The 25,977-nt window shown below is 50.3% G+C and carries 46 protein-coding genes; 39 read left to right on the top strand and 7 right to left on the bottom strand.

Annotation, left to right across the window (positions count from 1 at the left end):
• The 3 genes from EHN07_RS15380 to bfr form a co-directional block, all read left to right on the top strand.
• Positions 1 to 135: EF-Tu C-terminal domain-related protein (locus tag EHN07_RS15380; protein WP_482764107.1), on the top strand; the 135-nt coding region annotated here is incomplete at its 5' end.
• Positions 136 to 285: 150 nt separating this feature from the next.
• A complete protein-coding gene (gene bfd, locus EHN07_RS15375; RefSeq protein WP_124024936.1) occupies positions 286 to 480 on the top strand; it encodes a bacterioferritin-associated ferredoxin in 195 nt (64 codons plus the stop codon).
• A 71-nt stretch (positions 481 to 551) separates the two neighbouring features.
• Complete coding sequence (gene bfr / locus EHN07_RS15370) at positions 552 to 1,028, top strand: bacterioferritin (RefSeq protein WP_124024935.1); 477 nt, start codon at positions 552 to 554, stop codon at positions 1,026 to 1,028.
• Here the strand turns inward: bfr and EHN07_RS15365 are convergent.
• Positions 1,012 to 1,524: a prepilin peptidase gene (locus tag EHN07_RS15365; protein ID WP_244202418.1), complete on the bottom strand. Its 513-nt coding sequence runs from the start codon at positions 1,522 to 1,524 to the stop codon at positions 1,012 to 1,014. The genes bfr and EHN07_RS15365 overlap by 17 nt on opposite strands.
• Positions 1,525 to 1,907: 383 nt before the next feature.
• Here EHN07_RS15365 and rpsJ point away from each other — a divergent pair, with 383 nt between their 5' ends.
• From rpsJ to EHN07_RS15215, 30 genes are all read left to right on the top strand, one after another.
• Positions 1,908 to 2,219 (top strand): 30S ribosomal protein S10, encoded by a 312-nt coding sequence (rpsJ, locus tag EHN07_RS15360; RefSeq protein ID WP_034461784.1) that lies wholly within the window; start codon positions 1,908 to 1,910, stop codon positions 2,217 to 2,219.
• 31 nt (positions 2,220 to 2,250) lie between these two features.
• Complete coding sequence (rplC, locus tag EHN07_RS15355) at positions 2,251 to 2,880, top strand: 50S ribosomal protein L3 (protein WP_124024934.1); 630 nt, start codon at positions 2,251 to 2,253, stop codon at positions 2,878 to 2,880.
• Between the two features lie 10 nt (positions 2,881 to 2,890).
• Complete coding sequence (gene rplD / locus EHN07_RS15350; protein ID WP_124024933.1) at positions 2,891 to 3,496, top strand: 50S ribosomal protein L4; 606 nt, start codon at positions 2,891 to 2,893, stop codon at positions 3,494 to 3,496.
• Positions 3,493 to 3,795 carry a 50S ribosomal protein L23 gene (gene rplW / locus EHN07_RS15345; protein ID WP_034461781.1) on the top strand — a complete coding sequence of 101 codons (303 nt, stop codon included), beginning with the start codon at positions 3,493 to 3,495 and terminating at the stop codon, positions 3,793 to 3,795. Before rplD ends, rplW begins: the two co-directional genes overlap by 4 nt.
• 17 nt (positions 3,796 to 3,812) lie before the next feature.
• A complete protein-coding gene (gene rplB / locus EHN07_RS15340) occupies positions 3,813 to 4,634 on the top strand; it encodes a 50S ribosomal protein L2 (protein WP_124024932.1) in 822 nt (273 codons plus the stop codon).
• Between the two features lie 16 nt (positions 4,635 to 4,650).
• Positions 4,651 to 4,929, top strand: a complete 279-nt coding sequence (rpsS, locus tag EHN07_RS15335; RefSeq protein WP_001138115.1) for a 30S ribosomal protein S19 — start codon at positions 4,651 to 4,653, stop codon at positions 4,927 to 4,929.
• Positions 4,930 to 4,942: 13 nt separating this feature from the next.
• Positions 4,943 to 5,275: a 50S ribosomal protein L22 gene (gene rplV / locus EHN07_RS15330; protein WP_034461779.1), complete on the top strand. Its 333-nt coding sequence runs from the start codon at positions 4,943 to 4,945 to the stop codon at positions 5,273 to 5,275.
• Between the two features lie 17 nt (positions 5,276 to 5,292).
• Positions 5,293 to 5,994 carry a 30S ribosomal protein S3 gene (gene rpsC / locus EHN07_RS15325; RefSeq protein WP_000529945.1) on the top strand — a complete coding sequence of 234 codons (702 nt, stop codon included), beginning with the start codon at positions 5,293 to 5,295 and terminating at the stop codon, positions 5,992 to 5,994.
• Positions 5,995 to 6,006: 12 nt separating this feature from the next.
• Entirely contained in the window at positions 6,007 to 6,417 is a 411-nt protein-coding gene (gene rplP, locus EHN07_RS15320; RefSeq protein ID WP_008927134.1) for a 50S ribosomal protein L16, read from the top strand.
• Positions 6,417 to 6,608, top strand: a complete 192-nt coding sequence (gene rpmC / locus EHN07_RS15315; RefSeq protein ID WP_008457158.1) for a 50S ribosomal protein L29 — start codon at positions 6,417 to 6,419, stop codon at positions 6,606 to 6,608. The genes rplP and rpmC overlap by 1 nt, the downstream gene beginning before the upstream one ends.
• Positions 6,608 to 6,862, top strand: a complete 255-nt coding sequence (rpsQ, locus tag EHN07_RS15310) for a 30S ribosomal protein S17 (RefSeq protein WP_008457160.1) — start codon at positions 6,608 to 6,610, stop codon at positions 6,860 to 6,862. The genes rpmC and rpsQ overlap by 1 nt, the downstream gene beginning before the upstream one ends.
• Before the next feature lie 166 nt (positions 6,863 to 7,028).
• Positions 7,029 to 7,400 carry a 50S ribosomal protein L14 gene (gene rplN, locus EHN07_RS15305; RefSeq protein ID WP_002438705.1) on the top strand — a complete coding sequence of 124 codons (372 nt, stop codon included), beginning with the start codon at positions 7,029 to 7,031 and terminating at the stop codon, positions 7,398 to 7,400.
• 10 nt (positions 7,401 to 7,410) lie between these two features.
• Positions 7,411 to 7,725 carry a 50S ribosomal protein L24 gene (gene rplX, locus EHN07_RS15300; protein WP_064561110.1) on the top strand — a complete coding sequence of 105 codons (315 nt, stop codon included), beginning with the start codon at positions 7,411 to 7,413 and terminating at the stop codon, positions 7,723 to 7,725.
• Between the two features lie 14 nt (positions 7,726 to 7,739).
• Positions 7,740 to 8,279 (top strand): 50S ribosomal protein L5, encoded by a 540-nt coding sequence (gene rplE, locus EHN07_RS15295; protein WP_064561109.1) that lies wholly within the window; start codon positions 7,740 to 7,742, stop codon positions 8,277 to 8,279.
• A gap of 13 nt (positions 8,280 to 8,292) precedes the next feature.
• Positions 8,293 to 8,598, top strand: coding sequence for a 30S ribosomal protein S14 (gene rpsN, locus EHN07_RS15290; protein ID WP_034461771.1), 306 nt, complete (start codon positions 8,293 to 8,295; stop codon positions 8,596 to 8,598).
• A gap of 30 nt (positions 8,599 to 8,628) precedes the next feature.
• On the top strand, positions 8,629 to 9,021 hold the full coding sequence (gene rpsH / locus EHN07_RS15285) for a 30S ribosomal protein S8 (protein WP_034461770.1): 393 nt from the start codon (positions 8,629 to 8,631) through the stop codon (positions 9,019 to 9,021).
• A gap of 13 nt (positions 9,022 to 9,034) precedes the next feature.
• Entirely contained in the window at positions 9,035 to 9,568 is a 534-nt protein-coding gene (gene rplF / locus EHN07_RS15280; protein WP_124024931.1) for a 50S ribosomal protein L6, read from the top strand.
• A 9-nt stretch (positions 9,569 to 9,577) separates the two neighbouring features.
• A complete protein-coding gene (gene rplR / locus EHN07_RS15275; RefSeq protein ID WP_034461768.1) occupies positions 9,578 to 9,931 on the top strand; it encodes a 50S ribosomal protein L18 in 354 nt (117 codons plus the stop codon).
• A gap of 14 nt (positions 9,932 to 9,945) precedes the next feature.
• Positions 9,946 to 10,446 (top strand): 30S ribosomal protein S5, encoded by a 501-nt coding sequence (rpsE, locus tag EHN07_RS15270; protein WP_121264447.1) that lies wholly within the window; start codon positions 9,946 to 9,948, stop codon positions 10,444 to 10,446.
• Positions 10,447 to 10,452: 6 nt separating this feature from the next.
• Entirely contained in the window at positions 10,453 to 10,632 is a 180-nt protein-coding gene (gene rpmD, locus EHN07_RS15265) for a 50S ribosomal protein L30 (RefSeq protein WP_004846568.1), read from the top strand.
• 3 nt (positions 10,633 to 10,635) lie between these two features.
• Entirely contained in the window at positions 10,636 to 11,070 is a 435-nt protein-coding gene (gene rplO / locus EHN07_RS15260; RefSeq protein WP_034461765.1) for a 50S ribosomal protein L15, read from the top strand.
• 7 nt (positions 11,071 to 11,077) lie between these two features.
• Complete coding sequence (gene secY, locus EHN07_RS15255) at positions 11,078 to 12,409, top strand: preprotein translocase subunit SecY (protein WP_034499015.1); 1,332 nt, start codon at positions 11,078 to 11,080, stop codon at positions 12,407 to 12,409.
• Between the two features lie 30 nt (positions 12,410 to 12,439).
• Entirely contained in the window at positions 12,440 to 12,556 is a 117-nt protein-coding gene (rpmJ, locus tag EHN07_RS15250) for a 50S ribosomal protein L36 (protein ID WP_000868187.1), read from the top strand.
• A 146-nt stretch (positions 12,557 to 12,702) separates the two neighbouring features.
• Positions 12,703 to 13,059: a 30S ribosomal protein S13 gene (rpsM, locus tag EHN07_RS15245; protein ID WP_034461763.1), complete on the top strand. Its 357-nt coding sequence runs from the start codon at positions 12,703 to 12,705 to the stop codon at positions 13,057 to 13,059.
• 16 nt (positions 13,060 to 13,075) lie between these two features.
• The gene (rpsK, locus tag EHN07_RS15240; protein WP_004138423.1) at positions 13,076 to 13,465 is read left to right on the top strand and encodes a 30S ribosomal protein S11; all 390 of its coding nucleotides are present in this window, start codon (positions 13,076 to 13,078) and stop codon (positions 13,463 to 13,465) included.
• A gap of 31 nt (positions 13,466 to 13,496) precedes the next feature.
• A complete protein-coding gene (gene rpsD / locus EHN07_RS15235) occupies positions 13,497 to 14,117 on the top strand; it encodes a 30S ribosomal protein S4 (protein ID WP_034461762.1) in 621 nt (206 codons plus the stop codon).
• 25 nt (positions 14,118 to 14,142) lie between these two features.
• Positions 14,143 to 15,132 (top strand): DNA-directed RNA polymerase subunit alpha, encoded by a 990-nt coding sequence (locus tag EHN07_RS15230; RefSeq protein WP_034461761.1) that lies wholly within the window; start codon positions 14,143 to 14,145, stop codon positions 15,130 to 15,132.
• Between the two features lie 40 nt (positions 15,133 to 15,172).
• Positions 15,173 to 15,559 carry a 50S ribosomal protein L17 gene (gene rplQ, locus EHN07_RS15225; RefSeq protein WP_034461760.1) on the top strand — a complete coding sequence of 129 codons (387 nt, stop codon included), beginning with the start codon at positions 15,173 to 15,175 and terminating at the stop codon, positions 15,557 to 15,559.
• Between the two features lie 143 nt (positions 15,560 to 15,702).
• Entirely contained in the window at positions 15,703 to 16,122 is a 420-nt protein-coding gene (gene zntR / locus EHN07_RS15220; RefSeq protein WP_124024930.1) for a Zn(2+)-responsive transcriptional regulator, read from the top strand.
• Between the two features lie 62 nt (positions 16,123 to 16,184).
• Positions 16,185 to 16,448, top strand: coding sequence for an alternative ribosome-rescue factor A (locus EHN07_RS15215; RefSeq protein WP_124024937.1), 264 nt, complete (start codon positions 16,185 to 16,187; stop codon positions 16,446 to 16,448).
• Here the strand turns inward: EHN07_RS15215 and mscL are convergent.
• From mscL to def, 5 genes are all read right to left on the bottom strand, one after another.
• On the bottom strand, positions 16,402 to 16,815 hold the full coding sequence (gene mscL, locus EHN07_RS15210) for a large-conductance mechanosensitive channel protein MscL (protein WP_124024929.1): 414 nt from the start codon (positions 16,813 to 16,815) through the stop codon (positions 16,402 to 16,404). The genes EHN07_RS15215 and mscL overlap by 47 nt on opposite strands.
• A 160-nt stretch (positions 16,816 to 16,975) precedes the next feature.
• Complete coding sequence (trkA, locus tag EHN07_RS15205) at positions 16,976 to 18,352, bottom strand: Trk system potassium transporter TrkA (RefSeq protein ID WP_124024928.1); 1,377 nt, start codon at positions 18,350 to 18,352, stop codon at positions 16,976 to 16,978.
• Between the two features lie 48 nt (positions 18,353 to 18,400).
• Positions 18,401 to 19,690 carry a 16S rRNA (cytosine(967)-C(5))-methyltransferase RsmB gene (gene rsmB, locus EHN07_RS15200; protein ID WP_124024927.1) on the bottom strand — a complete coding sequence of 430 codons (1,290 nt, stop codon included), beginning with the start codon at positions 19,688 to 19,690 and terminating at the stop codon, positions 18,401 to 18,403.
• A 76-nt stretch (positions 19,691 to 19,766) separates the two neighbouring features.
• Positions 19,767 to 20,714 (bottom strand): methionyl-tRNA formyltransferase, encoded by a 948-nt coding sequence (gene fmt / locus EHN07_RS15195; RefSeq protein ID WP_124024926.1) that lies wholly within the window; start codon positions 20,712 to 20,714, stop codon positions 19,767 to 19,769.
• Between the two features lie 21 nt (positions 20,715 to 20,735).
• Positions 20,736 to 21,245 (bottom strand): peptide deformylase, encoded by a 510-nt coding sequence (gene def, locus EHN07_RS15190; RefSeq protein ID WP_124024925.1) that lies wholly within the window; start codon positions 21,243 to 21,245, stop codon positions 20,736 to 20,738.
• Between the two features lie 128 nt (positions 21,246 to 21,373).
• Here def and dprA point away from each other — a divergent pair, with 128 nt between their 5' ends.
• Genes dprA through EHN07_RS15160 form a run of 6 tightly spaced genes read left to right on the top strand, consistent with a single transcriptional unit; the run spans position 21,374 to position 25,166 of the window.
• Positions 21,374 to 22,498 carry a DNA-protecting protein DprA gene (gene dprA / locus EHN07_RS15185; protein WP_124024924.1) on the top strand — a complete coding sequence of 375 codons (1,125 nt, stop codon included), beginning with the start codon at positions 21,374 to 21,376 and terminating at the stop codon, positions 22,496 to 22,498.
• Positions 22,470 to 22,943 (top strand): DUF494 family protein Smg, encoded by a 474-nt coding sequence (gene smg / locus EHN07_RS15180; RefSeq protein WP_124024923.1) that lies wholly within the window; start codon positions 22,470 to 22,472, stop codon positions 22,941 to 22,943. The genes dprA and smg overlap by 29 nt, the downstream gene beginning before the upstream one ends.
• 24 nt (positions 22,944 to 22,967) lie before the next feature.
• The gene (locus EHN07_RS15175) at positions 22,968 to 23,510 is read left to right on the top strand and encodes a DNA topoisomerase family protein (protein ID WP_124024922.1); all 543 of its coding nucleotides are present in this window, start codon (positions 22,968 to 22,970) and stop codon (positions 23,508 to 23,510) included.
• A gap of 6 nt (positions 23,511 to 23,516) precedes the next feature.
• The gene (tsaC, locus tag EHN07_RS15170; RefSeq protein ID WP_124024921.1) at positions 23,517 to 24,089 is read left to right on the top strand and encodes an L-threonylcarbamoyladenylate synthase type 1 TsaC; all 573 of its coding nucleotides are present in this window, start codon (positions 23,517 to 23,519) and stop codon (positions 24,087 to 24,089) included.
• Between the two features lie 4 nt (positions 24,090 to 24,093).
• Entirely contained in the window at positions 24,094 to 24,912 is an 819-nt protein-coding gene (gene aroE, locus EHN07_RS15165) for a shikimate dehydrogenase (protein WP_124024920.1), read from the top strand.
• The gene (locus tag EHN07_RS15160; protein ID WP_124024919.1) at positions 24,909 to 25,166 is read left to right on the top strand and encodes a DUF1488 family protein; all 258 of its coding nucleotides are present in this window, start codon (positions 24,909 to 24,911) and stop codon (positions 25,164 to 25,166) included. Before aroE ends, EHN07_RS15160 begins: the two co-directional genes overlap by 4 nt.
• Here EHN07_RS15160 and EHN07_RS15155 read toward each other — a convergent pair.
• Positions 25,142 to 25,696, bottom strand: coding sequence for a gamma carbonic anhydrase family protein (locus EHN07_RS15155; protein WP_124024918.1), 555 nt, complete (start codon positions 25,694 to 25,696; stop codon positions 25,142 to 25,144). The two genes, EHN07_RS15160 and EHN07_RS15155, sit on opposite strands and share 25 nt — an antisense overlap.
• Positions 25,697 to 25,977 lie beyond the last annotated feature (281 nt).

Here is a 25,977-nt window from a genome sequence, read left to right as displayed (position 1 = left end):
GTCATGCCTGGTGACAACATCCAAATGGTTGTTACCCTGATCCACCCAATCGCAATGGACGACGGTCTGCGTTTCGCAATCCGTGAAGGCGGCCGTACTGTAGGCGCGGGTGTTGTTGCTAAAGTTATCGCTTAATCGCTGATACCTTGATATGAAAAAAGAGCGCTTAGGCGCTCTTTTTTTTTGCATATTGTACCGCTTCTGACCTGTATCAAACATCCGTGTGCTATTGTAATCATAACTATTCTCATTTACACTTTGCGCGTAATTTGAACGGGAGTGCTTATGTACGTTTGTTTGTGTAATGGTGTAAGTGATAAAAAAATTCGCCAGGCGGTACGCCAGTATCATCCACAATCTTTCCAGCAGTTACGCAAATTTGTGCCAGTGGGCAACCAGTGTGGCAAATGCGTGCGCGCAGCAAGAGAAATCATGCAGGAAGAGCTATTGCAGATCCCAGAATTTAAAGAGATTGCCTGAGCCCGCCACTTTTTTTTGACTTACTCCGTGCTACATCTACGCTTCATAGAGTGGAAGCGGAGGGAGTAAAAATGAAAGGTGATACTAAGATAATAAATTATCTCAATAAATTATTGGGAAACGAGCTTGTCGCGATCAATCAGTATTTTCTCCATGCGAGAATGTTCAAAAACTGGGGCTTAATGCGCCTCAACGAAGTGGAATACCACGAATCCATCGATGAAATGAAACACGCCGATAAGTATATCGAGCGTATTTTATTCCTCGAAGGCATTCCGAACCTGCAAGACTTAGGCAAACTCCATATCGGCGAGGATGTCGAAGAAATGCTGCAGTCCGATCTCCAGCTAGAAATGGATGGGGCGAAAGACCTGCGTGAAGCGATTGCTTACGCAGATACCATTCATGACTACGTGAGTCGCGATATGCTGATCCAAATCCTGGCTGAGGAGGAGCACCATATTGACTGGCTGGAGACCGAGTTAGATCTTATTGCCAAAATTGGTTTGCAGAATTATTTGCAGTCGCAAATCAAAGAAGGAAATTAAGGTTTTTAAACTGTGGGAAGGAAGTGTATATCCATCCTACGGAACCACCCGCTATCGCGAGGTTTGGTCCAAAAGGTAGCGGTGTGGTAGTCAGTGAAAGAGAACGCTTAAAGAGTAACTTTGCGATAAGCGCGCAGACCAGCGCCGTTGATGCTGCAGCCAGCATCATCCATTGCAGACTTTGCCATCCATGCCAGGCCCCCAGCGCCGCAAAAAGTTTCATATCCCCATAGCCCAGGCCTTCACACCGGCGCCAAAAAAAGTAAAGCCAGTAAAGCAGCCATAAGCTCAGATATCCTCCAATCGCGCCCAGTACGGCATCCGCTAAAACTTCTGCAGCAAAGCAGAGCTGATACAGCAAACCCAACCAAAGCAGCGGACAGGTCAGCTTATCTGGCAGCAACATCTGCTGATAGTCTATCCAGGCTAGCCGTAGCAAAAGCCCGATATGCACGATTATAAAAAGTAAAGCCATGAGGGAAGAGAGTTCAGGCATCAGAGTGGGCCTCACCAGCAGATGGTTTTGGCAAGCTAAATGAATGTGGTGTCAGATGCAAAACAGGGATAACAGAGCTGCGAAAAACATTCTGCAGAAAATCCCCATAGCTGTATGCGTTGCGCCGGAGTGGCAGCGTCCCCGTACCCTTAGACAAAAGACTGTTTAATTCGTATCCATGGCTTGCTTAAAGGGCAGATTTACGTATAATGCGCGGGCCTGTCTTAATCGATGGCTGGCTCGATATGAGCCTGACAGTGAAGCTGCTGTCGACAATGTTCCCAATTGGGGAACTATGTATGAACGATTACACTCCCCCATCAATCGTAATGGGTGCGAGTAGTGATTTTTTTCGTCTATAAAATAATTGGAGCTATGGTCTCATGCAGAGCCAAAGAATCCGTATCCGCCTTAAAGCGTTTGATCATCGTCTGATCGATCAATCAACTGCGGAAATCGTCGAGACTGCTAAGCGCACTGGTGCGCAAGTACGTGGTCCGATCCCGCTGCCGACCCGCAAAGAGCGCTTTACCGTTCTGATCTCTCCGCACGTCAACAAAGACGCGCGCGATCAGTACGAAATTCGCACTCACAAGCGTCTGGTTGACATCGTTGAGCCAACTGAGAAAACCGTTGATGCTCTGATGCGTCTGGATCTGGCTGCTGGTGTTGACGTGCAGATCAGCCTGGGTTAATCAGGTCATTGACGATTGAGAGGTTGAAACAATGATTGGTTTAGTCGGTAAAAAAGTGGGTATGACCCGTATCTTCACAGAAGACGGTGTTTCTATCCCAGTAACCGTGATCGAAGTAGAAGCAAACCGTGTTACTCAGGTTAAAGACCTGGCTAACGACGGCTACCGTGCTGTTCAAGTTACCACTGGCGCTAAAAAAGCTAGTCGTGTAAACAAGCCGGAAGCTGGTCACTTCGCTAAAGCTGGCGTAGAAGCTGGCCGTGGTCTGTGGGAATTCCGCCTTGCTGAAGGCGAAGAGTTCACCGTAGGTCAGGACATTAGCGTTGAGCTGTTTGCTGAAGTTAAAAAAGTTGACGTAACTGGCACCTCTAAAGGTAAAGGTTTCGCAGGTACCGTTAAGCGCTGGAACTTCCGTACCCAGGACGCTACACACGGTAACTCCTTGTCTCACCGCGTTCCGGGTTCTATCGGTCAGAACCAGACTCCGGGCAAAGTGTTCAAAGGCAAGAAAATGGCAGGCCAACTGGGCAACGAACGTGTAACTGTTCAGAGCCTGGATGTAGTACGCGTTGACGCTGAGCGCAACCTGCTGCTGGTTAAGGGTGCAGTTCCGGGTGCAACCGGTAGCGACCTTATTGTTAAACCAGCTGTGAAGGCGTGAGGAGATAGCAATGGAATTAGTATTGAAAGACGCGCAAAGCGCGCTGACTGTTTCCGAAACTACCTTCGGTCGTGATTTCAACGAAGCGCTGGTACACCAGGTTGTAGTTGCTTATGCAGCTGGTGCCCGTCAAGGTACTCGTGCTCAGAAGACCCGTGCTGAAGTAACTGGTTCCGGTAAAAAGCCGTGGCGCCAGAAAGGTACCGGCCGTGCGCGTTCAGGTTCTATCAAGAGCCCGATCTGGCGTTCCGGTGGCGTAACCTTCGCTGCTCGCCCGCAGGACCACAGTCAAAAAGTTAACAAAAAGATGTACCGCGGAGCGCTGAAAAGCATTCTGTCCGAGCTGGTACGTCAGGATCGTCTGATCGTTGTCGAGAAGTTCTCTGTTGAAGCGCCTAAAACTAAGCTGCTTGCTCAGAAACTGAAAGACATGGCCCTGGAAGATGTGCTGATCGTAACTGGCGAACTGGATGAGAATCTGTTCCTGGCTGCGCGTAACCTGCATAAGGTTGACGTGCGCGACGCAGCAACAATCGATCCAGTTAGCCTGATCGCCTTCGACAAAGTCGTTATGACTGCTGATGCAGTTAAGCAAGTTGAGGAGATGCTGGCATGATCCGTGAAGAACGTCTGCTGAAAGTACTGCGCGCGCCGCACGTATCTGAAAAAGCATCTATGGCGATGGAAAAAACAAATACCATCGTTCTCAAAGTTGCAAAAGACGCGACCAAAGCAGAGATCGTAGCTGCTGTTGAGAAACTGTTCGAAGTTGAAGTTAAAGGCGTGAATACCCTGTTGGTTAAAGGTAAAACTAAGCGTCATGGACAGCGTATCGGTCGTCGTAGCGACTGGAAAAAAGCTTACGTCACCCTGAAGGAAGGCCAGAATCTGGACTTCGTCGGCGGCGCTGAGTAAGTCGGAGGAGAAAAACAATGGCAGTTGTTAAATGTAAACCGACATCTCCGGGTCGTCGCCACGTAGTTAAAGTGGTTAACCCTGAGCTGCATAAGGGCAAACCTTTTGCTCCGCTGGTTGAAAAAAACAGCAAATCCGGTGGCCGTAACAACAATGGCCGTATCACCACTCGTCATATTGGTGGTGGTCACAAGCAGGCTTACCGTATTGTTGACTTTAAACGCAACAAAGACGGTATCCCGGCTGTTGTTGAGCGTCTTGAGTACGATCCGAACCGTTCTGCGAATATCGCACTGGTTCTGTACAAAGATGGCGAACGCCGTTACATCCTGGCCCCTAAAGGCCTGAAAGCTGGCGACCAGATTCAATCTGGCGTTGATGCTGCAATCAAAGCTGGTAACACCCTGCCGATGCGCAACATCCCGGTTGGTTCTACAGTGCATAACGTAGAAATGAAACCAGGTAAAGGCGGTCAGCTGGCTCGTTCCGCGGGTACCTATGTGCAGATCATTGCACGTGATGGTGCTTACGTTACCCTGCGTCTGCGTTCTGGTGAAATGCGTAAAGTTGAAGCTGACTGCCGCGCAACACTGGGCGAAGTTGGCAATGCTGAGCATATGCTGCGCGTTCTGGGTAAAGCGGGTGCTGCTCGCTGGCGTGGTGTTCGTCCTACCGTTCGCGGTACTGCGATGAACCCAGTCGACCACCCACACGGTGGTGGTGAAGGTCGTAACTTTGGTAAGCACCCGGTATCTCCGTGGGGCGTTCAGACCAAAGGTAAGAAGACCCGCAGCAACAAGCGTACTGATAAATTCATCGTACGTCGCCGTAGCAAATAATTTTAGAGGATAAGCCATGCCACGTTCTCTCAAGAAAGGTCCTTTTATTGACCTGCACTTGCTGAAGAAGGTAGAGAAAGCGGTGGAAAGCGGTGACAAGAAGCCCCTGCGCACTTGGTCCCGTCGTTCAACGATCTTTCCTAACATGATCGGTTTGACCATCGCTGTCCATAATGGTCGTCAGCATGTTCCGGTATTTGTTTCCGACGAAATGGTCGGTCACAAACTGGGTGAATTTGCACCGACACGTACTTATCGCGGTCACGCTGCTGATAAAAAAGCCAAGAAGAAATAAGTAGGAGGAAGAGATGGAAACTTTAGCTCAACATCGCCACGCTCGTTCTTCTGCTCAAAAGGTTCGCCTTGTTGCTGACCTTATTCGCGGTAAGAAAGTGTCGCAGGCACTGGAAATTTTGACCTTCACCAACAAGAAAGCTGCGGTATTGGTCAAGAAAGTTCTGGAATCTGCCATTGCTAACGCTGAACACAACGATGGCGCTGACATTGACGATCTGAAAGTCGCGAAAATCTTCGTAGACGCAGGCCCAAGCATGAAGCGCATTATGCCGCGTGCAAAAGGTCGTGCAGATCGCATCCTGAAGCGCACCAGCCACATTACTGTGGTTGTGTCCGATCGCTGAGACTCTGGAGACTAGCAATGGGTCAGAAAGTACATCCTAATGGTATTCGCCTGGGTATTGTAAAACCATGGAACTCTACCTGGTTTGCGAACACCAAAGAATTCGCTGACAACCTGGACAGCGATTTTAAAGTTCGTCAGTACCTGACTAAGGAACTGGCGAAGGCGTCTGTATCTCGTATCGTTATCGAGCGTCCAGCTAAGAGCATCCGTGTGACTATTCACACCGCTCGCCCTGGCATCGTAATCGGTAAGAAAGGCGAAGACGTAGAAAAACTGCGCAAGGTCGTAGCGGATATCGCTGGCGTTCCTGCACAGATCAATATCGCCGAAGTTCGTAAGCCTGAACTGGACGCAAAACTGGTTGCTGACAGCATCACTTCTCAGCTGGAACGTCGCGTTATGTTCCGTCGTGCTATGAAGCGTGCTGTACAGAATGCCATGCGTCTGGGCGCTAAAGGTATCAAAGTTGAAGTTAGCGGCCGTCTGGGTGGCGCTGAGATCGCACGTACCGAATGGTATCGTGAAGGTCGCGTGCCATTGCACACACTGCGTGCTGACATTGACTACAACACCTCTGAAGCGCACACCACTTATGGTGTAATCGGCGTTAAAGTGTGGATCTTCAAAGGTGAGATCCTGGGTGGGATGGCTGCTGTTGAACAACCGGAAAAACCGGCTGCGCAACCTAAAAAGCAGCAGCGTAAAGGCCGTAAGTAAGGAGAGTCGCTGATGTTACAACCAAAGCGTACAAAATTCCGTAAAGTGCACAAAGGCCGCAACCGTGGTCTGGCTGCCGGTACGGATGTTAGCTTCGGCACTTTCGGTCTGAAAGCTGTTGGCCGTGGTCGTCTGACTGCACGTCAGATCGAAGCAGCACGTCGTGCAATGACCCGTGCAGTTAAGCGTCAGGGTAAGATCTGGATCCGTGTATTCCCGGACAAACCGATCACCGAAAAACCACTTGAAGTGCGTATGGGTAAAGGTAAAGGCAACGTAGAGTATTGGGTTGCCCTGATTCAGCCTGGCAAAGTCCTGTATGAAATGGACGGCGTACCAGAAGAGCTGGCCCGTGAAGCATTCAAGCTGGCAGCAGCGAAACTGCCGATCAAAACCACCTTTGTAACTAAGACGGTGATGTAATGAAAGCAAAAGAGCTGCGTGAAAAGAGTGTTGAAGAGCTGAACACCGAGCTGCTGAATCTGCTGCGTGAGCAGTTCAATCTGCGTATGCAAGCGGCAAGTGGCCAACTGCAACAGACTCACCTGTTAAAGCAAGTGCGTCGCGATGTTGCTCGTGTTAAGACTTTATTGACTCAGAAGGCGGGTGCGTAATGACCGATAAAATCCGTACTCTGCAAGGTCGCGTTGTTAGTGACAAAATGGAGAAATCCATTGTTGTGGCTATCGAGCGTGTGGTGAAACACCCGATTTACGGTAAGTTCATCAAACGTACGACCAAGTTGCACGTACATGACGAGAACAATGAATGTGGTATCGGTGACGTGGTTGAAATCCGCGAATGCCGTCCACTGTCCAAGACTAAGTCCTGGACGCTTGTTCGCGTTGTAGAGAAAGCGGTTCTGTAATACAGTAGCCTTTCTCTAACGAATAAACGGCTCAGAAAATGAGCCGTTTATTTTTTCTACCCATATTCAGGAACCGGTGTTATAATGCCGCGCCCTCGTTTATGGGGCTTTTTAACGACCTAATTATGGGTCCCGAAGTAGTAGTTGACATTAGCGGAGCACTGAAATGATCCAAGAACAGACTATGCTGACCGTGGCCGACAACTCCGGCGCACGTCGCGTAATGTGTATCAAGGTTCTGGGTGGCTCGCACCGTCGCTACGCAGGCGTCGGCGACATCATCAAAATTACCATCAAGGAAGCAATTCCGCGTGGTAAGGTGAAGAAAGGCGATGTCCTGAAAGCGGTAGTGGTGCGCACCAGGAAGGGTGTTCGTCGCCCGGACGGTTCTGTCATTCGCTTCGATGGTAATGCATGCGTTATTTTAAACAATAACAGCGAGCAGCCAATCGGCACGCGTATTTTTGGGCCGGTAACTCGTGAACTGCGTAATGAGAAGTTCATGAAAATTATCTCTCTGGCACCAGAAGTACTCTAAGGAGCGAATCATGGCAGCTAAAATCCGTCGTGATGACGAAGTTATCGTGTTAACCGGTAAAGATAAAGGTAAGCGCGGTAAAGTTAAGAATGTCTTGTCTTCCGGCAAGCTCATTGTTGAAGGTATTAACCTGGTTAAGAAACATCAGAAGCCGGTTCCGGCCCTGAACCAACCAGGTGGCATCGTTGAAAAAGAAGCTGCAATTCAAGTTTCTAACGTTGCACTCTACAATGCAGCAACCGGCAAGGCTGACCGTGTAGGCTTTAGATTCGAAGAGGGCAAAAAAGTCCGTTTCTTCAAATCTAACAGCGAAACTATCAAGTAATTTGGAGTAGTACGATGGCGAAACTGCATGATTACTACAAAGACGAAGTAGTTAAAAAACTCATGACTGAGTTTAACTACAATTCTGTCATGCAAGTCCCTCGGGTCGAGAAGATCACCCTGAACATGGGTGTGGGTGAAGCGATCGCTGACAAGAAACTGCTGGATAATGCAGCAGCGGATCTGACAGCAATCTCCGGTCAAAAGCCGTTGATCACCAAAGCACGCAAATCAGTTGCAGGCTTCAAAATCCGTCAGGGCTATCCGATCGGCTGTAAAGTAACTCTGCGTGGCGAACGCATGTGGGAGTTCTTTGAGCGCCTGATCACCATTGCTGTACCACGTATCCGTGACTTCCGTGGCTTGTCCGCTAAGTCATTCGATGGCCGTGGTAACTACAGCATGGGTGTCCGTGAGCAGATCATCTTCCCAGAAATCGACTATGACAAAGTCGATCGCGTTCGTGGTTTGGATATTACCATTACCACTACTGCGAAATCTGATGATGAAGGCCGTGCTCTGCTGGCTGCCTTTAACTTCCCATTCCGTAAGTAAGGTAGGGTTACTAATGGCTAAGCAATCGATGAAAGCACGCGAAGTCGTTCGCGTGAAACTGGCCGACAAATACCGCGCTAAACGCGAGGAATTGAAAGCTATCATCTCTGGTGTGAACTCATCCGACGAAGAACGTTGGGATGCGGTTCTTAAGCTGCAGTCTCTGCCGCGTGATTCCAGCCCGTCCCGTCAGCGTAACCGCTGCCGCCAAACTGGTCGTCCGCATGGTTATGTGGGCAAATTCGGGTTGAGCCGTATTAAGCTTCGTGAAGCCGCTATGCGCGGTGAAGTACCTGGCTTGAAGAAGGCTAGCTGGTAATATCCAATTGAATCACGGGAGTAAAGACAGATGAGCATGCAAGATCCGATCGCGGATATGCTGACCCGTATCCGTAACGGTCAAGCCGCGAATAAAGTTGCGGTCACCATGCCTTCCTCCAAGCTGAAATTGGCAATTGCCAACGTGCTGAAAGAAGAAGGCTATATTGAAGATTTTAAAATTGAAGGCGACATCAAGCCTGAACTGGAACTGACTCTTAAGTATTTCCAGGGCAAGGCTGTGGTAGAGAGCATTCAGCGAGTCAGCCGCCCAGGTCTGCGCATCTATAAGAAAAAAGATGAGCTGCCTAAAGTTATGGCCGGTATGGGTATTGCTGTCGTTTCTACCTCTAAAGGTGTTATGACTGATCGTGCAGCGCGCCAGGCAGGTCTTGGTGGCGAAATTATCTGCTACGTAGCCTAATTGGAGGAATAAAATGTCTCGTGTTGCTAAAGCACCGGTCGTTATTCCTGCTGGCGTAGAGGTAAAACTCAACGGTCAGGTTATTTCGATCAAAGGTAAAAACGGCGAGCTGACTCGTACAATCAACGATGCTGTTGAAGTGAAACACGCTGATAATGCACTGACTTTCGCTCCACGCGAAGGTTTTGCAAACGCGTGGGCCCAGGCGGGCACCACTCGTGCGCTGTTGAATGCAATGGTTATCGGTGTTACCGAAGGCTTCACTAAGAAGCTGCAGCTGGTTGGTGTAGGTTATCGTGCAGCCATTAAAGGCAACGCGGTGAGTTTAGCTTTAGGCTTCTCCCACCCTGTTGAACATGAACTGCCAGCGGGTGTCACTGCTGAATGTCCAACTCAAACTGAAATCGTGCTGAAAGGCGCTGATAAGCAGATGATTGGACAGGTAGCTGCTGATCTGCGCGCCTACCGTCGTCCTGAGCCTTATAAAGGCAAGGGTGTTCGTTACGCCGACGAAGTCGTGCGTACCAAAGAGGCTAAGAAGAAGTAAGGTAACACTATGGATAAGAAATCTGCTCGTATCCGTCGTGCGACCCGCGCACGTCACAAGCTCAAAGAACTGGGTGCGACTCGTCTGGTGATTCACCGTACGCCTCGTCATATTTATGCACAGGTTATCGCACCGAACGGTTCAGAAGTCCTGGTAGCTGCCTCTACTGTAGAGAAAGCTATCGCTGAGCAACTGAAGTACACTGGAAACAAAGACGCCGCTACAGCTGTGGGTAAAGCTGTTGCAGAGCGCGCACTGGAAAAAGGCATTACGAAAGTATCCTTTGACCGTGCTGGTTTCCAATATCATGGTCGTGTCCAGGCACTGGCAGATGCTGCCCGTGATGCTGGCCTACAGTTCTAAGGTAGAGGTGTAAGATGGCTCACATCGAAAAACAGGCTGGCGAACTGCAGGAAAAGCTGATCGCGGTAAATCGCGTATCTAAAACCGTTAAAGGTGGTCGTATCTTCTCCTTCACTGCTCTGACAGTGGTTGGCGATGGTAACGGTCGCATTGGTTTTGGTTACGGAAAAGCGCGTGAAGTTCCAGCAGCTATCCAGAAAGCGATGGAAAAAGCCCGTCGCAACATGATTAACGTCGCGCTGAACCACGGCACCCTGCAGCACCCTGTTAAAGGTGTGCACACAGGTTCTCGTGTGTTCATGCAGCCGGCTTCTGAAGGTACCGGTATTATTGCCGGTGGTGCAATGCGCGCCGTCCTGGAAGTCGCTGGAGTTCATAACGTTTTGGCTAAAGCATATGGTTCCACCAACCCGATTAACGTGGTTCGTGCAACAATTGATGGCCTGGCGAATATGAAGTCTCCGGAAATGGTCGCTGCCAAGCGTGGTAAATCCGTTGAAGAAATTCTGGGGTAATTGACCATGGCAAAGACTATTAAAATTACACAAACCCGCAGTGCGATCGGTCGTTTGCCGAAACATAAGGCAACGCTGCTTGGCCTGGGTCTGCGTCGTATTGGCCACACCGTAGAGCGCGAGGATACTCCTGCTGTACGTGGTATGGTCAACGCGGTTTCCTACATGGTTAAAGTTGAGGAGTAAGAGATGCGTTTAAATACTCTGTCTCCGGCCGAAGGGTCTAAGCACGCTTCCAAGCGTCTGGGTCGTGGTATCGGTTCTGGCCTCGGTAAAACCGGCGGTCGTGGTCACAAAGGTCAGAACTCACGTTCTGGCGGTGGCGTACGTCGCGGTTTTGAAGGTGGTCAGATGCCGTTGTACCGTCGTCTGCCGAAATTTGGTTTCACCTCTCGCAAAGCAATGATCACAGGTGAGATTCGTCTCTCCGATCTGGCGAAAGTTGAAGGCGACGTCGTTGACCTGAACACGCTGAAAGCAGCAAACATTATCGGTATTCAGATCGAATTCGCGAAAGTGATTCTGTCTGGCGAGGTTTCTCGTCCGGTAACTGTTCGCGGCCTGCGTGTCACTAAAGGCGCTCGTGCTGCTATCGAAGCTGCTGGCGGTAAAATCGAGGAATAAGTAGCAGATGGCAAAGCAACCGGGATTAGATTTTCAAAGTGCTAAAGGCGGGCTTGGCGAGCTGAAACGCAGACTGATGTTTGTTATCGGTGCGCTGATTGTGTTCCGTATTGGCTCTTTTATTCCGATCCCTGGTATTGATGCCGCTGTACTTGCCAAACTGCTTGAGCAACAGCGAGGCACTATCATTGAAATGTTTAACATGTTCTCTGGTGGTGCTCTCAGCCGTGCTTCTATCTTTGCATTGGGTATCATGCCGTACATTTCGGCATCGATCATTATCCAGCTGCTGACGGTGGTTCATCCAGCGTTAGCAGAGTTGAAGAAAGAAGGGGAATCTGGCCGTCGTAAGATCAGTCAGTACACCCGTTACGGAACGCTGGTGCTGGCAATATTCCAGTCAATCGGTATTGCTACCGGTTTACCGAATATGCCTGGTATGCAGGGCCTGGTGTTAAACCCAGGCTTTGCATTCTACTTCACTGCTGTTGTCAGTCTGGTCACGGGAACGATGTTCCTGATGTGGCTGGGTGAACAGATTACTGAACGCGGTATCGGTAACGGTATCTCAATCATAATCTTCGCTGGTATTGTTGCGGGTTTGCCGCCGGCCGTTGGCCATACTATCGAACAAGCAAGGCAAGGCGACCTGCACTTCCTTCTGTTGCTGTTGGTTGCAGTACTCGTATTCGCAGTGACCTTCTTCGTTGTTTTTGTTGAACGTGGTCAACGCCGCATTGTGGTAAACTACGCAAAACGTCAACAAGGTCGTCGTGTCTATGCTGCGCAGAGCACGCATTTACCGCTGAAAGTGAATATGGCTGGCGTTATTCCAGCAATTTTTGCTTCCAGTATTATTCTGTTCCCGGCAACGATTGCATCGTGGTTTGGGGGCGGTACCGGTTGGAACTGGCTGACTACAATTTCGCTGTATTTGCAGCCTGGGCAACCGCTTTATGTGTTACTCTATGCGTCTGCAATCATCTTCTTCTGTTTCTTCTACACAGCGTTGGTTTTCAACCCACGTGAAACAGCAGATAACCTGAAGAAGTCCGGTGCATTTGTACCAGGAATTCGTCCGGGAGAACAAACGGCGAAGTATATTGATAAAGTAATGACCCGCCTGACTCTGGTTGGTGCGTTGTACATTACCTTTATCTGCCTAATCCCGGAGTTCATGCGTGATGCAATGAAAGTGCCTTTCTACTTCGGTGGAACCTCACTGCTCATTGTTGTCGTGGTGATCATGGACTTTATGGCTCAAGTGCAAACTCTGATGATGTCCAGTCAGTACGAGTCTGCATTGAAGAAAGCGAATCTGAAAGGCTACGGCCGTTAATAGTCGCTTGAGAAGTTACGGAGAGTAAAAATGAAAGTTCGTGCTTCCGTCAAGAAATTATGTCGTAACTGCAAAATCGTTAAGCGTGACGGTGTTATTCGCGTGATTTGCAGCGCCGAACCGAAGCATAAACAGCGTCAAGGCTGATTATCTCGCATATTTTTCTTGCAAAGTTGGGTTGAGCTGGCTAGATTAGCCAGCCAATCTTTTGTATGTCTATGCGTTTCCATTTGAGTATCCTGAAAACGGGCTTTTCGGTATGGGACGCATAATCAAAATAGTAGGAGTGCATAGTGGCCCGTATAGCAGGCATTAACATTCCTGATCAAAAACATACCGTGATCGCGTTAACTTCGATCTACGGTGTAGGCAAGACTCGTTCAAAGGCCATTTGTGCTGCGGCGGGTATCGCTGAAGATGTTAAGATCAGAGAGCTGTCTGAAGAACAAATCGACACGCTGCGTGACGAAGTTGCCAAATTTGTCGTTGAAGGTGATCTGCGCCGTGAAGTGAGTATGAGCATCAAGCGTCTGATGGACCTTGGTTGCTATCGCGGTTTGCGTCATCGTCGTGGTCTGCCAGTACGCGGTCAGCGTACGAAGACCAACGCACGTACCCGTAAGGGTCCGCGCAAACCGATCAAGAAATAATCGGGGTGATTGAATAATGGCAAAGGCACCAGTTCGTGCACGTAAGCGTGTAAGAAAACAAGTCTCTGACGGCGTGGCTCATGTCCATGCTTCTTTCAACAACACAATCGTTACCATTACCGATCGTCAGGGTAATGCATTGGGTTGGGCAACTGCCGGTGGTTCCGGTTTCCGTGGCTCTCGCAAGTCCACTCCGTTCGCAGCTCAGGTTGCAGCAGAGCGTTGCGCAGAAGCTGTGAAAGAATACGGTATCAAGAACCTTGAAGTTATGGTTAAGGGACCGGGTCCAGGCCGCGAATCTACTATTCGTGCTCTGAACGCCGCTGGTTTCCGCATCACTAATATTACTGATGTGACTCCGATCCCTCACAACGGTTGTCGTCCGCCGAAAAAACGTCGCGTATAACGCTCGTTTTTAGGAATGTTGGAGAAAGAAAATGGCAAGATATTTGGGTCCTAAGCTCAAGCTGAGCCGTCGTGAGGGCACTGACTTATTCCTTAAGTCTGGCGTTCGCGCGATCGATACCAAGTGTAAAATTGAACAAGCTCCTGGCCAGCACGGTGCGCGTAAACCGCGTCTGTCTGACTATGGTGTGCAGTTGCGTGAAAAGCAAAAAGTTCGCCGTATGTTCGGTGTTCTGGAGCGTCAGTTCCGTAACTATTATAAAGAAGCGGCACGTCTGAAAGGCAACACCGGTGAAAACCTGTTGGCTCTGCTGGAAGGTCGTCTGGACAACGTTGTTTACCGTATGGGCTTCGGCGCGACTCGTGCAGAATCACGTCAGCTCGTTAGCCACAAAGCTGTAATGGTAAATGGTCGCGTTGTTAACATCGCTTCTTATCAGGTAACTCCGAATGACGTAGTTAGCATCCGTGAGAAAGCCAAAAAGCAATCTCGCGTGAAGGCCGCTCTGGAGCTGGCTGAACAGCGTGAAAAGCCAACCTGGCTGGAAGTTGATGCTGCTAAGATGGAAGGTGTGTTCAAGCGTAAGCCTGAGCGTACAGATCTGTCTGCGGACATTAACGAACACCTGATCGTCGAGCTTTACTCCAAGTAAAGCTTAGTACCAAAGAGAGGACACAATGCAGGGTTCTGTGACAGAGTTTCTAAAACCGCGCCTGGTAGATATCGAGCAAGTGAGTTCGACGCACGCCAAGGTGACCCTTGAGCCTTTAGAGCGTGGCTTTGGCCATACTCTTGGTAATGCACTGCGCCGTATTCTGCTCTCATCGATGCCGGGTTGCGCGGTGACAGAGGTTGAGATTGATGGTGTACTACATGAGTACAGCACCAAAGAAGGCGTTCAGGAGGATATCCTGGAAATCCTGCTCAACCTGAAAGGGCTGGCGGTGAGAGTTCAGGGGAAAGATGATGTTATTCTTACTCTGAATAAGTCTGGCATTGGCCCTGTGACTGCAGCCGACATCACCCATGATGGTGACGTCGAAATCGTCAAGCCGCAGCACGTGATCTGCCACCTGACTGATGAGAACGCATCTATTAGTATGCGTATCAAAGTTCAGCGCGGTCGCGGTTATGTGCCGGCCTCTGCCCGAATTCATTCGGAAGAAGATGAGCGCCCAATCGGCCGTCTGCTGGTCGACGCCTGCTACAGCCCTGTAGAGCGAATTGCCTACAATGTTGAAGCTGCGCGTGTAGAACAGCGTACCGACCTGGATAAGCTGGTCATCGAAATGGAAACCAACGGCACAATCGATCCTGAAGAGGCGATTCGTCGTGCGGCAACCATTCTGGCTGAACAACTTGAAGCTTTCGTTGACTTACGTGATGTACGTCAGCCAGAAGTTAAAGAAGAGAAACCAGAATTCGATCCGATCCTGCTGCGCCCTGTTGACGATCTGGAATTGACTGTCCGCTCTGCTAACTGCCTTAAGGCAGAAGCTATCCACTATATCGGTGATCTGGTACAGCGTACCGAAGTTGAGCTGCTCAAAACGCCTAACTTGGGTAAAAAATCTCTTACCGAGATTAAAGACGTGCTGGCTTCCCGTGGTTTGTCTCTGGGCATGCGCCTGGAAAACTGGCCACCGGCAAGCATCGCTGACGAGTAACCGGATCACAGGTTAAGGTTTTACTGAGAAGGATAAGGTCATGCGCCATCGTAAGAGTGGTCGTCAACTGAACCGCAACAGCAGCCATCGCCAGGCTATGTTCCGCAACATGGCAGGTTCACTGGTTCGTCATGAGATAATCAAGACGACTCTGCCTAAAGCGAAAGAGCTGCGTCGCGTAGTTGAGCCGCTGATTACTCTTGCCAAGACTGATAGCGTTGCTAATCGTCGTCTGGCATTCGCCCGCACTCGTGATAACGAGATCGTGGCAAAACTGTTTAATGAACTGGGTCCGCGTTTTGCAGCGCGTACTGGTGGTTACACTCGTATTCTTAAGTGTGGCTTCCGTGCAGGTGATAACGCTCCGATGGCTTACATCGAGCTGGTTGACCGCGCCGAATCTCAAACAGAAGCTGCTGCAGAGTAATCTGTAGTAACGTGAAAAAACCGGGCTTGCCCGGTTTTTTTATCTCTGCAATTCCCCTTCCCGTACTTTTCCGCGTATCTTTGTTTTATCTCTTATCTGCAAAGACTGCATACGTTGCTTCATTATCTTGATGAGGAATAAACATGTTTCGAATTGGAGAATTAGCCAGGCTGGCAGACGTTACCCCTGACACCATTCGCTATTATGAAAAGCAGCAGATGATGGATCATGAGATCCGAACGGAAGGTGGGTTTCGTCTTTATAGCGAAAGCGATTTACAGCGTCTGAAATTCATCCGCTATGCCAAGCAGTTAGGCTTTACCCTGGAGACTATTCGCGAGCTGCTCTCGATCCGCATCGATCCTGAGCACCATACCTGCCAGGAGTCTAAAAGCATTGTGCAGTCCAGGCTTGCGGAAGTTGAGTCCAAAATTAAAGAGTTGCAGCTTATGCGGCGTTCGTTACAGCGGCTGAATGATGCCTGTTGCGGAACCGCTCACAGCAGCACGTACTGTTCAATTCTCGAAGCGCTTGAGCAGGGCGCCAGCCAACGGAAAGAATAATTTGCGACCGGGGTTAGACAGGAATAGAATTGCGCCGTTATTTTAATCAACCTGGAGTGAATATGAGCAAATACCAGCATCAGAAAGGGATCATTAAAGATAATGCCATTGAGGCTTTGTTACATGACCCATTATTTCGGCAAAGAGTGGAACGCAACAAAAAAGGGAAAGGAAGCTATCAGCGGACAGCAAAACATACGAAGAGAGGTCGCTGGGAGGCCAGTGGCAAACAAGCAAAGCGCTTTTTTACCACTGGCCTTCCTGCTTTCGTTAACGCAATCAGATGCGCTCGTTTTGCTGTTTTAGCAAATCGCGGATTTCACTAAGTAAAACTTCTTCTTTGCCGGGTGCCGGCGGTGCTGCGGGCTCTTCTTTTTTCTTACGGTTTAGCCTGTTAATCACTTTGATTGCCATAAAGATGGCGAAGGCGACGATCAGAAAATCAAAGATATTCTGAATAAACACCCCATAGTGCATCACTACTGCCGGGATATCTCCCGCTGCCGGTCTTAACGTTAATGCGAACTGCTTAAAATCAACGCCGCCAATTAACAGACCCAGCGGCGGCATAATGATATCCGCAACCAATGAAGAAACGATTTTCCCAAATGCTGCGCCAATAATCACACCCACTGCTAAATCAACAACGTTTCCGCGCATCGCAAATTCGCGGAATTCTTTTAACATGCTCATTTTTCTCTCCTTGTTCTGGCTGACGTTAATAAGTCTAACAAATGATGTCCCGATTGCCATTACATGAAGAAATAAGAATTTATTGTTAATTCAATAGCTTTAGTAAGGTTTATCGGGTTTTAAAGCTAAACGGGCAGAAAACTAATCTGCCCAAAAGTGACTACAGGAAGAATGGACTTGGCTGGAACAGTCGTTCCACATCGCTGACAAATTTCTTATCGGTCAGGAACATAATGACGTGATCGCCCTGTTCGATACGTAAATTGTCGTTGGCGATCATGACATCATTGCCGCGAACCACCGCACCGATAATGGTTCCCGGCGGAAGTTTTATCTCGTCGATGGCACGGCCCACTACCCGTGAAGTACTCTCGTCACCGTGAGCAACGGCTTCAATGGCTTCGGCTACTCCGCGGCGCAAAGATGAAACGCTGACGATATCTGCTTTACGCACGTGCCCCAGAAGCGCTGAAATGGTGGCCTGTTGGGGAGAGATGGCGATATCAATCACGCTGCCCTGTACCAGGTCGACGTAGGCTTTACGCTGGATAAGCACCATGACCTTCTTGGCTCCCATGCGTTTAGCCAGCATCGCAGACATGATATTAGCTTCGTCATCGTTGGTGACGGCGATAAACAAATCGACCTGCTCGATATGCTCTTCAGCCAGCAGCTCCTGGTCGGAAGCATCGCCATAGAATACGATGGTATTTTGCAGCATTTCCGCAAGTTCGGCTGCGCGCTGTGGATCGCGTTCAATAAGCTTAACGCTGTAATCTTTTTCCAGGCGCTGCGCCAGACCGGCACCAATATTACCGCCGCCAACCAGCATGATTCGCTTATACGGCTTCTCGAGGCGTTGAAGTTCGCTCATGACCGCCCGAATATGCTGTGAGGCCGCGATAAAGAATACTTCGTCCCCGGCTTCCACAATGGTAGAACCCTGCGGGCGAATAGGTCGGTCATGGCGGAAAATAGCGGCAACACGGGTTTCGATATGCGGCATATGTTCGCGCATCGTGGAAAGGGCATTTCCAACCAGCGGACCGCCGTAATAAGCCTTCACCACGGCAAGGCTGACTTTACCCTCGGCAAAGTTAACTACCTGCAGCGCGCCCGGATACTCAATCAGACGATAAATATTATCGATAACCAACTGTTCTGGCGCGATGAGATGGTCGATGGGCACCGCTTCAGCATTAAACAAACGCCCGGCATCGCGCACGTAATCAGGCGCACGGATACGCGCGATTCGGTTTGGGGTATTGAACAGCGAATAGGCTACCTGGCAGGCAATCATATTCGTTTCATCCGAACTGGTGACGGCGACCAGCATATCGGCATCGTCCGCTCCCGCTTCACGCAAGACGCGAGGATGCGAACCATGGCCCTGCACCACGCGTAAATCGAACTTATCTTGCAAGATACGCAGGCGATCCTGATTGGTATCAACAACCGTAATATCGTTGTTCTCGCCTACCAGGTTTTCTGCCAGAGTGCCGCCAACCTGACCCGCACCCAGAATGATTATTTTCATTGTTTATAGCTTCATTAATGATGAAACCTAAGATTCAGCCAGCCTGAATCAGCTTTTAATTAGCTTAGCGTAAAAGAAGCCGTCACCTTCCTCCTGCGCAGGGAGATTCTGGATACCCGGTTGTTCTGCGGTGCCGGTATCAACCAGTTTTGCTTCAGGATGCCGCTCCAGGAATGCGGCTACCTGCTGATAGTTTTCTTCCGGAAGAATCGAACAGGTAGCATAAACCAGTGTGCCGCCAGTTTTCAGTTTTGGCCAGATAGCTTCCAGAATCTCCTGTTGCAGCGTAGCTAATTCAGCAATATCCCGGTCGCGACGCAGCCATTTAATATCCGGATGGCGGCGAATAACGCCGGTTGCCGAGCACGGTGCATCAAGGAGGATACGATCAAATTGTTGATCGCCGCACCACTGTTGAGGGAAACGCCCATCGCCGCATTTCACTTCTGCGCTCATACCCAGGCGCTGCAGGTTTTCATGCACGCGTTTCAGGCGCTGTTCATCAATGTCGACAGCCATAACACGAGCCTGCGGGGCGGCTTCCAGAATATGAGTTGTTTTGCCGCCAGGGGCCGCGCACAAATCGAGGATCGACTCTCCATTCTGCGGATCAAGCAGATCAACGCAGCCCTGAGCGGATGCATCCTGAACGGTGACCCAGCCCGCTGCAAACCCGGGCAGGGCATGTACTGGCGCCGGTGACTCCAGACGTACCGCATCGCGATATTGCGGATGAGTATGTCCTTCCAGCCCATTTTCCGCCAGTAGCGCCATCCAGGCTTCACGAGAATGGTGTTGTCGATTGACACGCAGCCACATTGGTGGACGCTGATTATTGGCATCGACGATGGATTGCCATTGATGAGGATAGGTTTTTTTCAAACGTTGCAGCAGCCAGGAAGGATGCAAAAAACGGCTCTCGTGTTTAGCCGCTTGCGTCATTAACTCTTCCTGCTGGCGCTGGAATTGACGTAATACGCCGTTTATCAACCCCTTCAGCGATTGCTTCTTGATAGCAACCGCCCCTTCAACGGTTTCGGCCAAAGCCGCATGAGCGGGAATGCGGGTATAAAGTAACTGATAAAAACCCACCATAATTAAGTAGTGGATGGTGCGTTGCTTGCCGGTCATCGGGCGTGACATTAACTTGCCAATTAACCACTCAAGCTGCGGTAGCGTGCGTAACACGCCAAAGCAAAGCTCCTGCAGCAAGGCTCTATCTTTATCAGAGACTTTCTGTTGCATGGCGGGCAGCACATTACTGAGTGATTGGCCTTGCTCAACAACCTGTTCTACGGTCTGTGCGGCCATACTGCGAAGATTTAGTGTTTTTTTCATAACGACGCTCTGGTTTTTCGGCGCTTAAAAACAAAAATGCCCAGGCGTTTGACCTGGGCGCAAAGAATTTCTTTTCTCAGGCGAGGAGGGTGCCCGGCTTAAACCATTCGCTGCGTGAGTTCAGGAGATCCTGAGCCGTCATCGCTTTTTTTCCTGCCGGCTGAAGTGATTCCAGATTCAAAATCCCTGCGCCGGTTGCAACCTGAATACCCTGTTTATTGGTTTCAATAATGGTTCCAGGGGCTACTTTTGCAGGCTGATTTATCACCGAAGCCTGCCAGATCTTGACGGGCTGGCCGTCGATTTCCAGCCAGCTCATCGGCCACGGGTTGAAGGCGCGAACACAGCGTTCGAGTTGAACGGCGGAAAGTGACCAATCAATGCGGGCCTCTTCCTTGCTGAGCTTTTCGGCGTAGGTCACCAGTTCTTCACTTTGAACTTCTGGTTTGGCATCGCCTTTAGCCAACTGGCTTAGCGTTTCCAGTAATCCCTGTGGACCAAGGTTTGCCAGCTTATCGTATAAGGTTGCGCTGGTATCGGTCGCTTCGATTGGGCAGGCGAGCTTGACCAGCATATCGCCGGTGTCCAGACCCACATCCATTTGCATAATAGTGACGCCCGTTTCGGCATCACCAGCCCATAGCGAGCGCTGAATGGGGGCCGCACCGCGCCAGCGTGGCAACAGTGAACCATGAACGTTAATACAACCCAGACGAGGCATATTCAGAACAGCTTCAGGCAGGATCAGACCGTAGGCGACAACTACCATTACATCGGCATTCAGGCTGGAAACCAGCGCCTGGTTTTCAGCAGGACGCAAAGAGGCAGGTTGAAAAACAGGGATGTTTTTTTCCGCGGCCAGCACTTTTACCGGGCTGGGCATCAGCTTCTTGCCGCGTCCTGCAGGCCTGTCGGGTTGAGTGAATACGCCCACGACCTGGTGCTGAGAAGACAGCAGCGCGTCAAGATGACGCGCCGCGAAGTCAGGGGTGCCAGCGAAAATAATACGCAGTGAATCAGACACATTATTCCCTTTTGTGATGGATCAGGCGCTCTTATTCAGGCGCGCCATTTTTTCCAGTTTCTGACGGATACGCTGACGTTTCAACGGCGAAAGGTAATCGACGAACAGCTTGCCGACCAGATGATCCATTTCGTGTTGAATACAAATGGCCAGCAGGCCATCGGTTTCCAGTTCATACGGCTGACCTTCACGGTCAAGGGCACGGATCTTGACTCTCTCCGCACGTGGAACCAGAGCGCGCTGTTCTGGAATAGAGAGACAGCCTTCTTCGATACCGGTGTCGCCGCTTTTTTCCAGCAGCTCTGGGTTAATCAGCACCAGGCGCTCGTCACGGTTTTCAGAAACATCAATCACAATAATACGTTGATGGATATCCACCTGCGTTGCTGCAAGGCCAATACCTTCCTCCGCGTACATGGTCTCGAACATGTCATCGACAATCTGCTGAACCTCAGCATTCACCTCTTTGACCGGCGCTGCCACAGTGCGAAGGCGCTCGTCCGGAAAATGTAATACCTGCAAAACTGACATAAATATCCAGAGCTGTGTTGAATTGATAGAAAGATTATTACCTCTATTCTAGACATTTCCCGACCTGATTGACAGCATCAGTGCCCAATCGCAAGGATTGCTTTTATCGCTTATGGCGGGAGGGAGACATGCTACCGATTGAGATATGGCTGCGCCTGATGGCTGTTCAAAGCCTCAGCGGTGATAAGCTATTAAAAATTGCCCAGTTGTTACTGAAGCAACCTGAATGCCCGGTCACGCATTTCTCCCGTGCGGGCTTGTCTGCCCTGCAGATTTCTCAGTTTCTGAACGTCAGTGAAAAAGAGCTGGAAGCCTCATTGAACTGGCTTGAACAACCTCATCACCATCTTCTCACCGCAGAACATGCCGGTTACCCGGAGCAGCTGCGGGCCATAGAGTGTTATCCCGCCGCGTTGTTTGTCTCGGGTGATATCGGGCTGCTTGCCAGCAATCAGCTAGCCGTCGTGGGTAGCCGCAACCTTTCTCTTTATGGCGAACGCTGGTGCCGCATGTTTTGCGAACCGTTAGCCGCTGCCGGGTTAACGATAACCAGTGGTTTGGCTCTGGGGATTGATGCGGTAGCGCATCGGGCAGCGCTAAACGTTCAGGGAAAAACCGTCGCTGTTCTGGGGAATGGGCTTGCCGGGATCTATCCCAAACGGCATCAGTCGTTAGGTGAACAAATTATGGCTGAAGGGGGGACTGTTATCTCTGAATTTCCGCTCAATACCGCCCCTTTCCCGAGTAATTTTCCGCGCAGAAACCGCATCATCAGCGGGCTAAGCCGTGGAGTCTTTGTGGTGGAGGCGGGGGAGCGCAGCGGATCGTTAGTGACTGCCCGGTATGCGCTCGAACAAGGCCGGGAGCTTTTTGCCCTCCCGGGGGCGGTGGGCAGCCCCGGTAGTGAAGGGCCACACTGGCTCATCAAGCAAGGCGCGACTTTAGTCAGCCACCCTTCGGACATACTCGAGTATCTGGAAAATGAGCTGCAATGGCTTCCGTCATCGCACAAAGCATTAATATATTCACATGATGAAGAGGATCGCACATTGCCATTTCCTGAGCTGTTGGCTAACGTAGGAGATGAGGTTACACCTGTTGACGTCGTCGCTGAACGTGCCGGCCAACCTGTGCCAGTTACGGTAGCCCAGCTACTCGAACTGGAGTTAGCAGGATGGATCGCAGCTGTACCCGGCGGCTATGTCCGATTGAGGAGGGCATGCCATGTTCGACGTACTAATGTACTTATTTGAAACCTACATCCACAACGAAGTGGAAATGCGAGTTGATCAAGATAAATTGACGCGCGATCTCGCCGATGCTGGTTTTGATCACGAAGACATTTATAACGCTCTGGTATGGCTTGAAAAGCTGGCGGACTATCAGGATGGTCTGACTGCACCCATGCAACTGGCCACCGATCCGCTTTCTATGCGGATGTATACCGCAGAAGAATGCCAGCGGCTTGATGCAACCTGCCGGGGGTTTTTACTGTTCCTGGAACAGATTCAGGTGCTGAACCTCGAAACCCGTGAAATGGTCATTGAACGAGTCTTAGCATTAGACAGCGCCGAATTCGAGCTGGAAGATTTAAAGTGGGTGGTGCTGATGGTGCTGTTCAACATTCCGGGTTGCGAAAACGCTTATCAACAAATGGAAGAATTACTCTTCGAAGTAAATGAAGGTATGCTGCACTAAATTAAAGTCGCTGCATGAGATGTTATGACCAAATCAGCACTGTTCACTGTGCCTAAAAATGAACCCTGTCCACAATGTGGGGCGGGGTTAGTGATTCGTTCCGGTAAACACGGCCCGTTTTTGGGCTGCTCCCACTACCCGGAATGCGATTATGTGCGTCCGCTAAAAAGTCAGGCTGACGGTCATGTGGTCAAAGTGCTGGAAGGGCAACTCTGCCCGTTATGCCAGCAAAACCTTGTGCTGCGTCAGGGACGCTTTGGGATGTTCATTGGCTGCAGTCACTACCCAACCTGCGCTCACACCGAAGTTATCGACAAACCTGATGAAACCGCCATCGGCTGCCCTCAATGCCAGCCGGGAAAATTAGTGCAGCGGCGTTCTCGTTTTGGCAAAACTTTCTGGTCATGTGATAGCTATCCAACATGTCAGTTCGTGATTAATAGCAAACCAGTGGCAGGCGAGTGTCCTGCGTGTCACTATCCTCTCCTTATCGAAAAGAAGACTGCGCAGGGATTAAAGCAATTCTGTGCCAGCAAACAATGTGGAAAGCCGGTAACGGCGGAATAAAAGCTTGTGAAGACAAACCTGCAATCAGAGCAACTCCCTGAAATCGTTGCCGCCCTCAAACAACAACAGGTCATCGCTTATCCAACCGAAGCCGTATTTGGCGTTGGTTGTGATCCTGACAGTGAACTGGCGGTAGCGCGTTTGCTTGAGTTAAAACATCGCCCGGTAGACAAAGGTCTTATTCTGATAGCGGCGAATTTCGAGCAGCTTATTCCTTATATAGATAGCGGCGCGCTTTCACCCATCCAGCAAGCAGCGGTCTTCTCTCGCTGGCCGGGACCCGTGACCTTTGTGTTTCCTGCTCTTCCTTCAACGCCGCGCTGGCTAACGGGGCGTTTTGACTCTTTAGCGGTGAGAGTCACGGATCATCCTGTGGTTCGCGATTTATGCCTGGCTTTTGGTAAGCCATTGGTCTCTACCAGTGCCAATTTATCCGGTTTGCCGCCTTGCCGTACTGCCGATGAAGTGCTGGCGCAATTTGGCCACCGCTTCCCGGTGCTGCGTGGTGATACCGGTGGCAGACAGAATCCATCTGAAATTCGTGACGCTTTGAGCGGCGAACTTTTCCGCCAGGGATAATTACATGGAAACCTTTGCCGTTTTTGGTAACCCCATTGAGCACAGCAAATCACCGCAAATTCATAAGATGTTTGCCGAGCAGTTAAAAATAGAGCATCCCTACGGTCGTGTGCTGGCACCGGTTGATAATTTTATTGCAACTCTTGAGCGGTTTTTCCAGGCTGGCGGTAAAGGCGTCAATGTTACGGTTCCTTTTAAAGAGCAGGCATTTGCCCGAGCCGATGAGCTGACGGAGCGCGCTGCATTGGCCGGCGCGGTGAATACGCTGAAATGCCTGCACGATGGTCGCCTGCTGGGCGATAACACCGATGGGATTGGGTTGTTAACCGATCTGGAACGTTTATCGTTGATCAAACCCGGTCAACGCATTTTGCTGTTGGGTGCTGGCGGCGCGGCAAGAGGAGTACTGCTGCCACTGCTTTCGCTGGATTGCTCGGTGACTATCGTCAACCGGACGTTTTCACGGGCCCAGCAGCTCGCGCAGCTGTTTAGCCATACGGGCAGCGTTCAGGCGCTGGAACAGACTGCACTGGAAGGCTGCAGGTTCGAGCTTATTATTAATGCCACCTCCAGCGGGATTGCCGGTGATATTCCTGCGATCCCGGCATCGTTGCTCTCACATCATGTCCACTGCTATGACATGTTCTATCAGCAGGGCGAGACTCCTTTCTTGCGCTGGTGCATACAGCACGGTGTCCAACATTATGCTGATGGTCTGGGAATGCTGGTGGGCCAGGCCGCGCATGCATTTTTCTTGTGGCACGGAGTGTTGCCAGAAATCACGCCAGTAATAGAGAAGCTAAAACAGGAAATGACCCAGTGAACCAGGCGATCCAGTTTCCCGAACGTGAGCAGTGGGACGAGAAGCTCCAGGCTATTTGCTTTCCGGCACTAGTCAATGGCTTCCAGGTGAGATGTGGGATTAGCGGGGCGATTATCGCCAGCCGTTACGGTGGCGATAATCAACAATCATGGCTTGAGCTCTTTCGTCTTCACCGCTGGGATCTTGAAGAAGAAGCGGCAACGTTAATTGCCACGGGTGAAGAGGATTATCAAGGCTGGTTCTGGCTTTCCTGAGCAAGGTACTCATCTTTCCAGCGTACGTAATTATTGGCTGAGTATTTTAAGCCTTCCCGTTCTTCAGGTGTTAAAGGGCGAATTTGCTTTACCGGGCTGCCCAGATAAAGGTAGCCGCTGACCAGACGCTTGTTTTGCGGCACCAGACTTCCGGCACCAATTATCACCTCATCTTCTATTACTACGCCATCCAACAGAATCGATCCCATACCGACCAGCACGCGATGGCCAATAGTGCAGCCGTGCAACATGACCTTATGCCCAACGGTGACATCTTCACCGACAATGAGCGGGTTGCCTTCAGGGTTGTAGGAAGACTTATGGGTGACATGCAATACGCTGCCATCCTGAATATTGCTGCGCGCGCCAATCGCCACATAGTTAACGTCGCCCCGAATAGCAACCAGTGGCCAGATACTGACATCATCGGCAAGGCGTACGTCGCCAATCACCACGCTTGAGCGATCGAGCATCACGCGCTGGCCAATTTCAGGATAAGTATTTTGAAAAGGACGTAATACTGCGGACATAAACACCTCTGAAAGTTCTCTTCGTCAATAGACTGTGGCTGCTTTCTTAACCGATGGCAAGGAGGTAAAGCATCGAAAACAGGGCAGATCGAATACGATCGCAGCGAAAAGGGCGAAAACTAAGCAGTCAGGAGAAAAGATCGAAAAAAGGGTTGTGCAATAAAAAGAGATCCCTATAATGCGCCTCCATCGACACGGAACATGTGAACAACATCACAGAGTAACGGCGGCGATGAGAGTCAAATATCCTGAAATTAAGGATTGACTCTGCAAGAGGAAAG

This window comes from Buttiauxella warmboldiae, from assembly GCF_003818135.1.
Classification (GTDB): Bacteria; Pseudomonadota; Gammaproteobacteria; order Enterobacterales; family Enterobacteriaceae; genus Buttiauxella; species Buttiauxella warmboldiae.
Note: the sequence above shows the minus strand (reverse complement) of the source record. Positions and strands in the feature narration are given on the sequence as shown.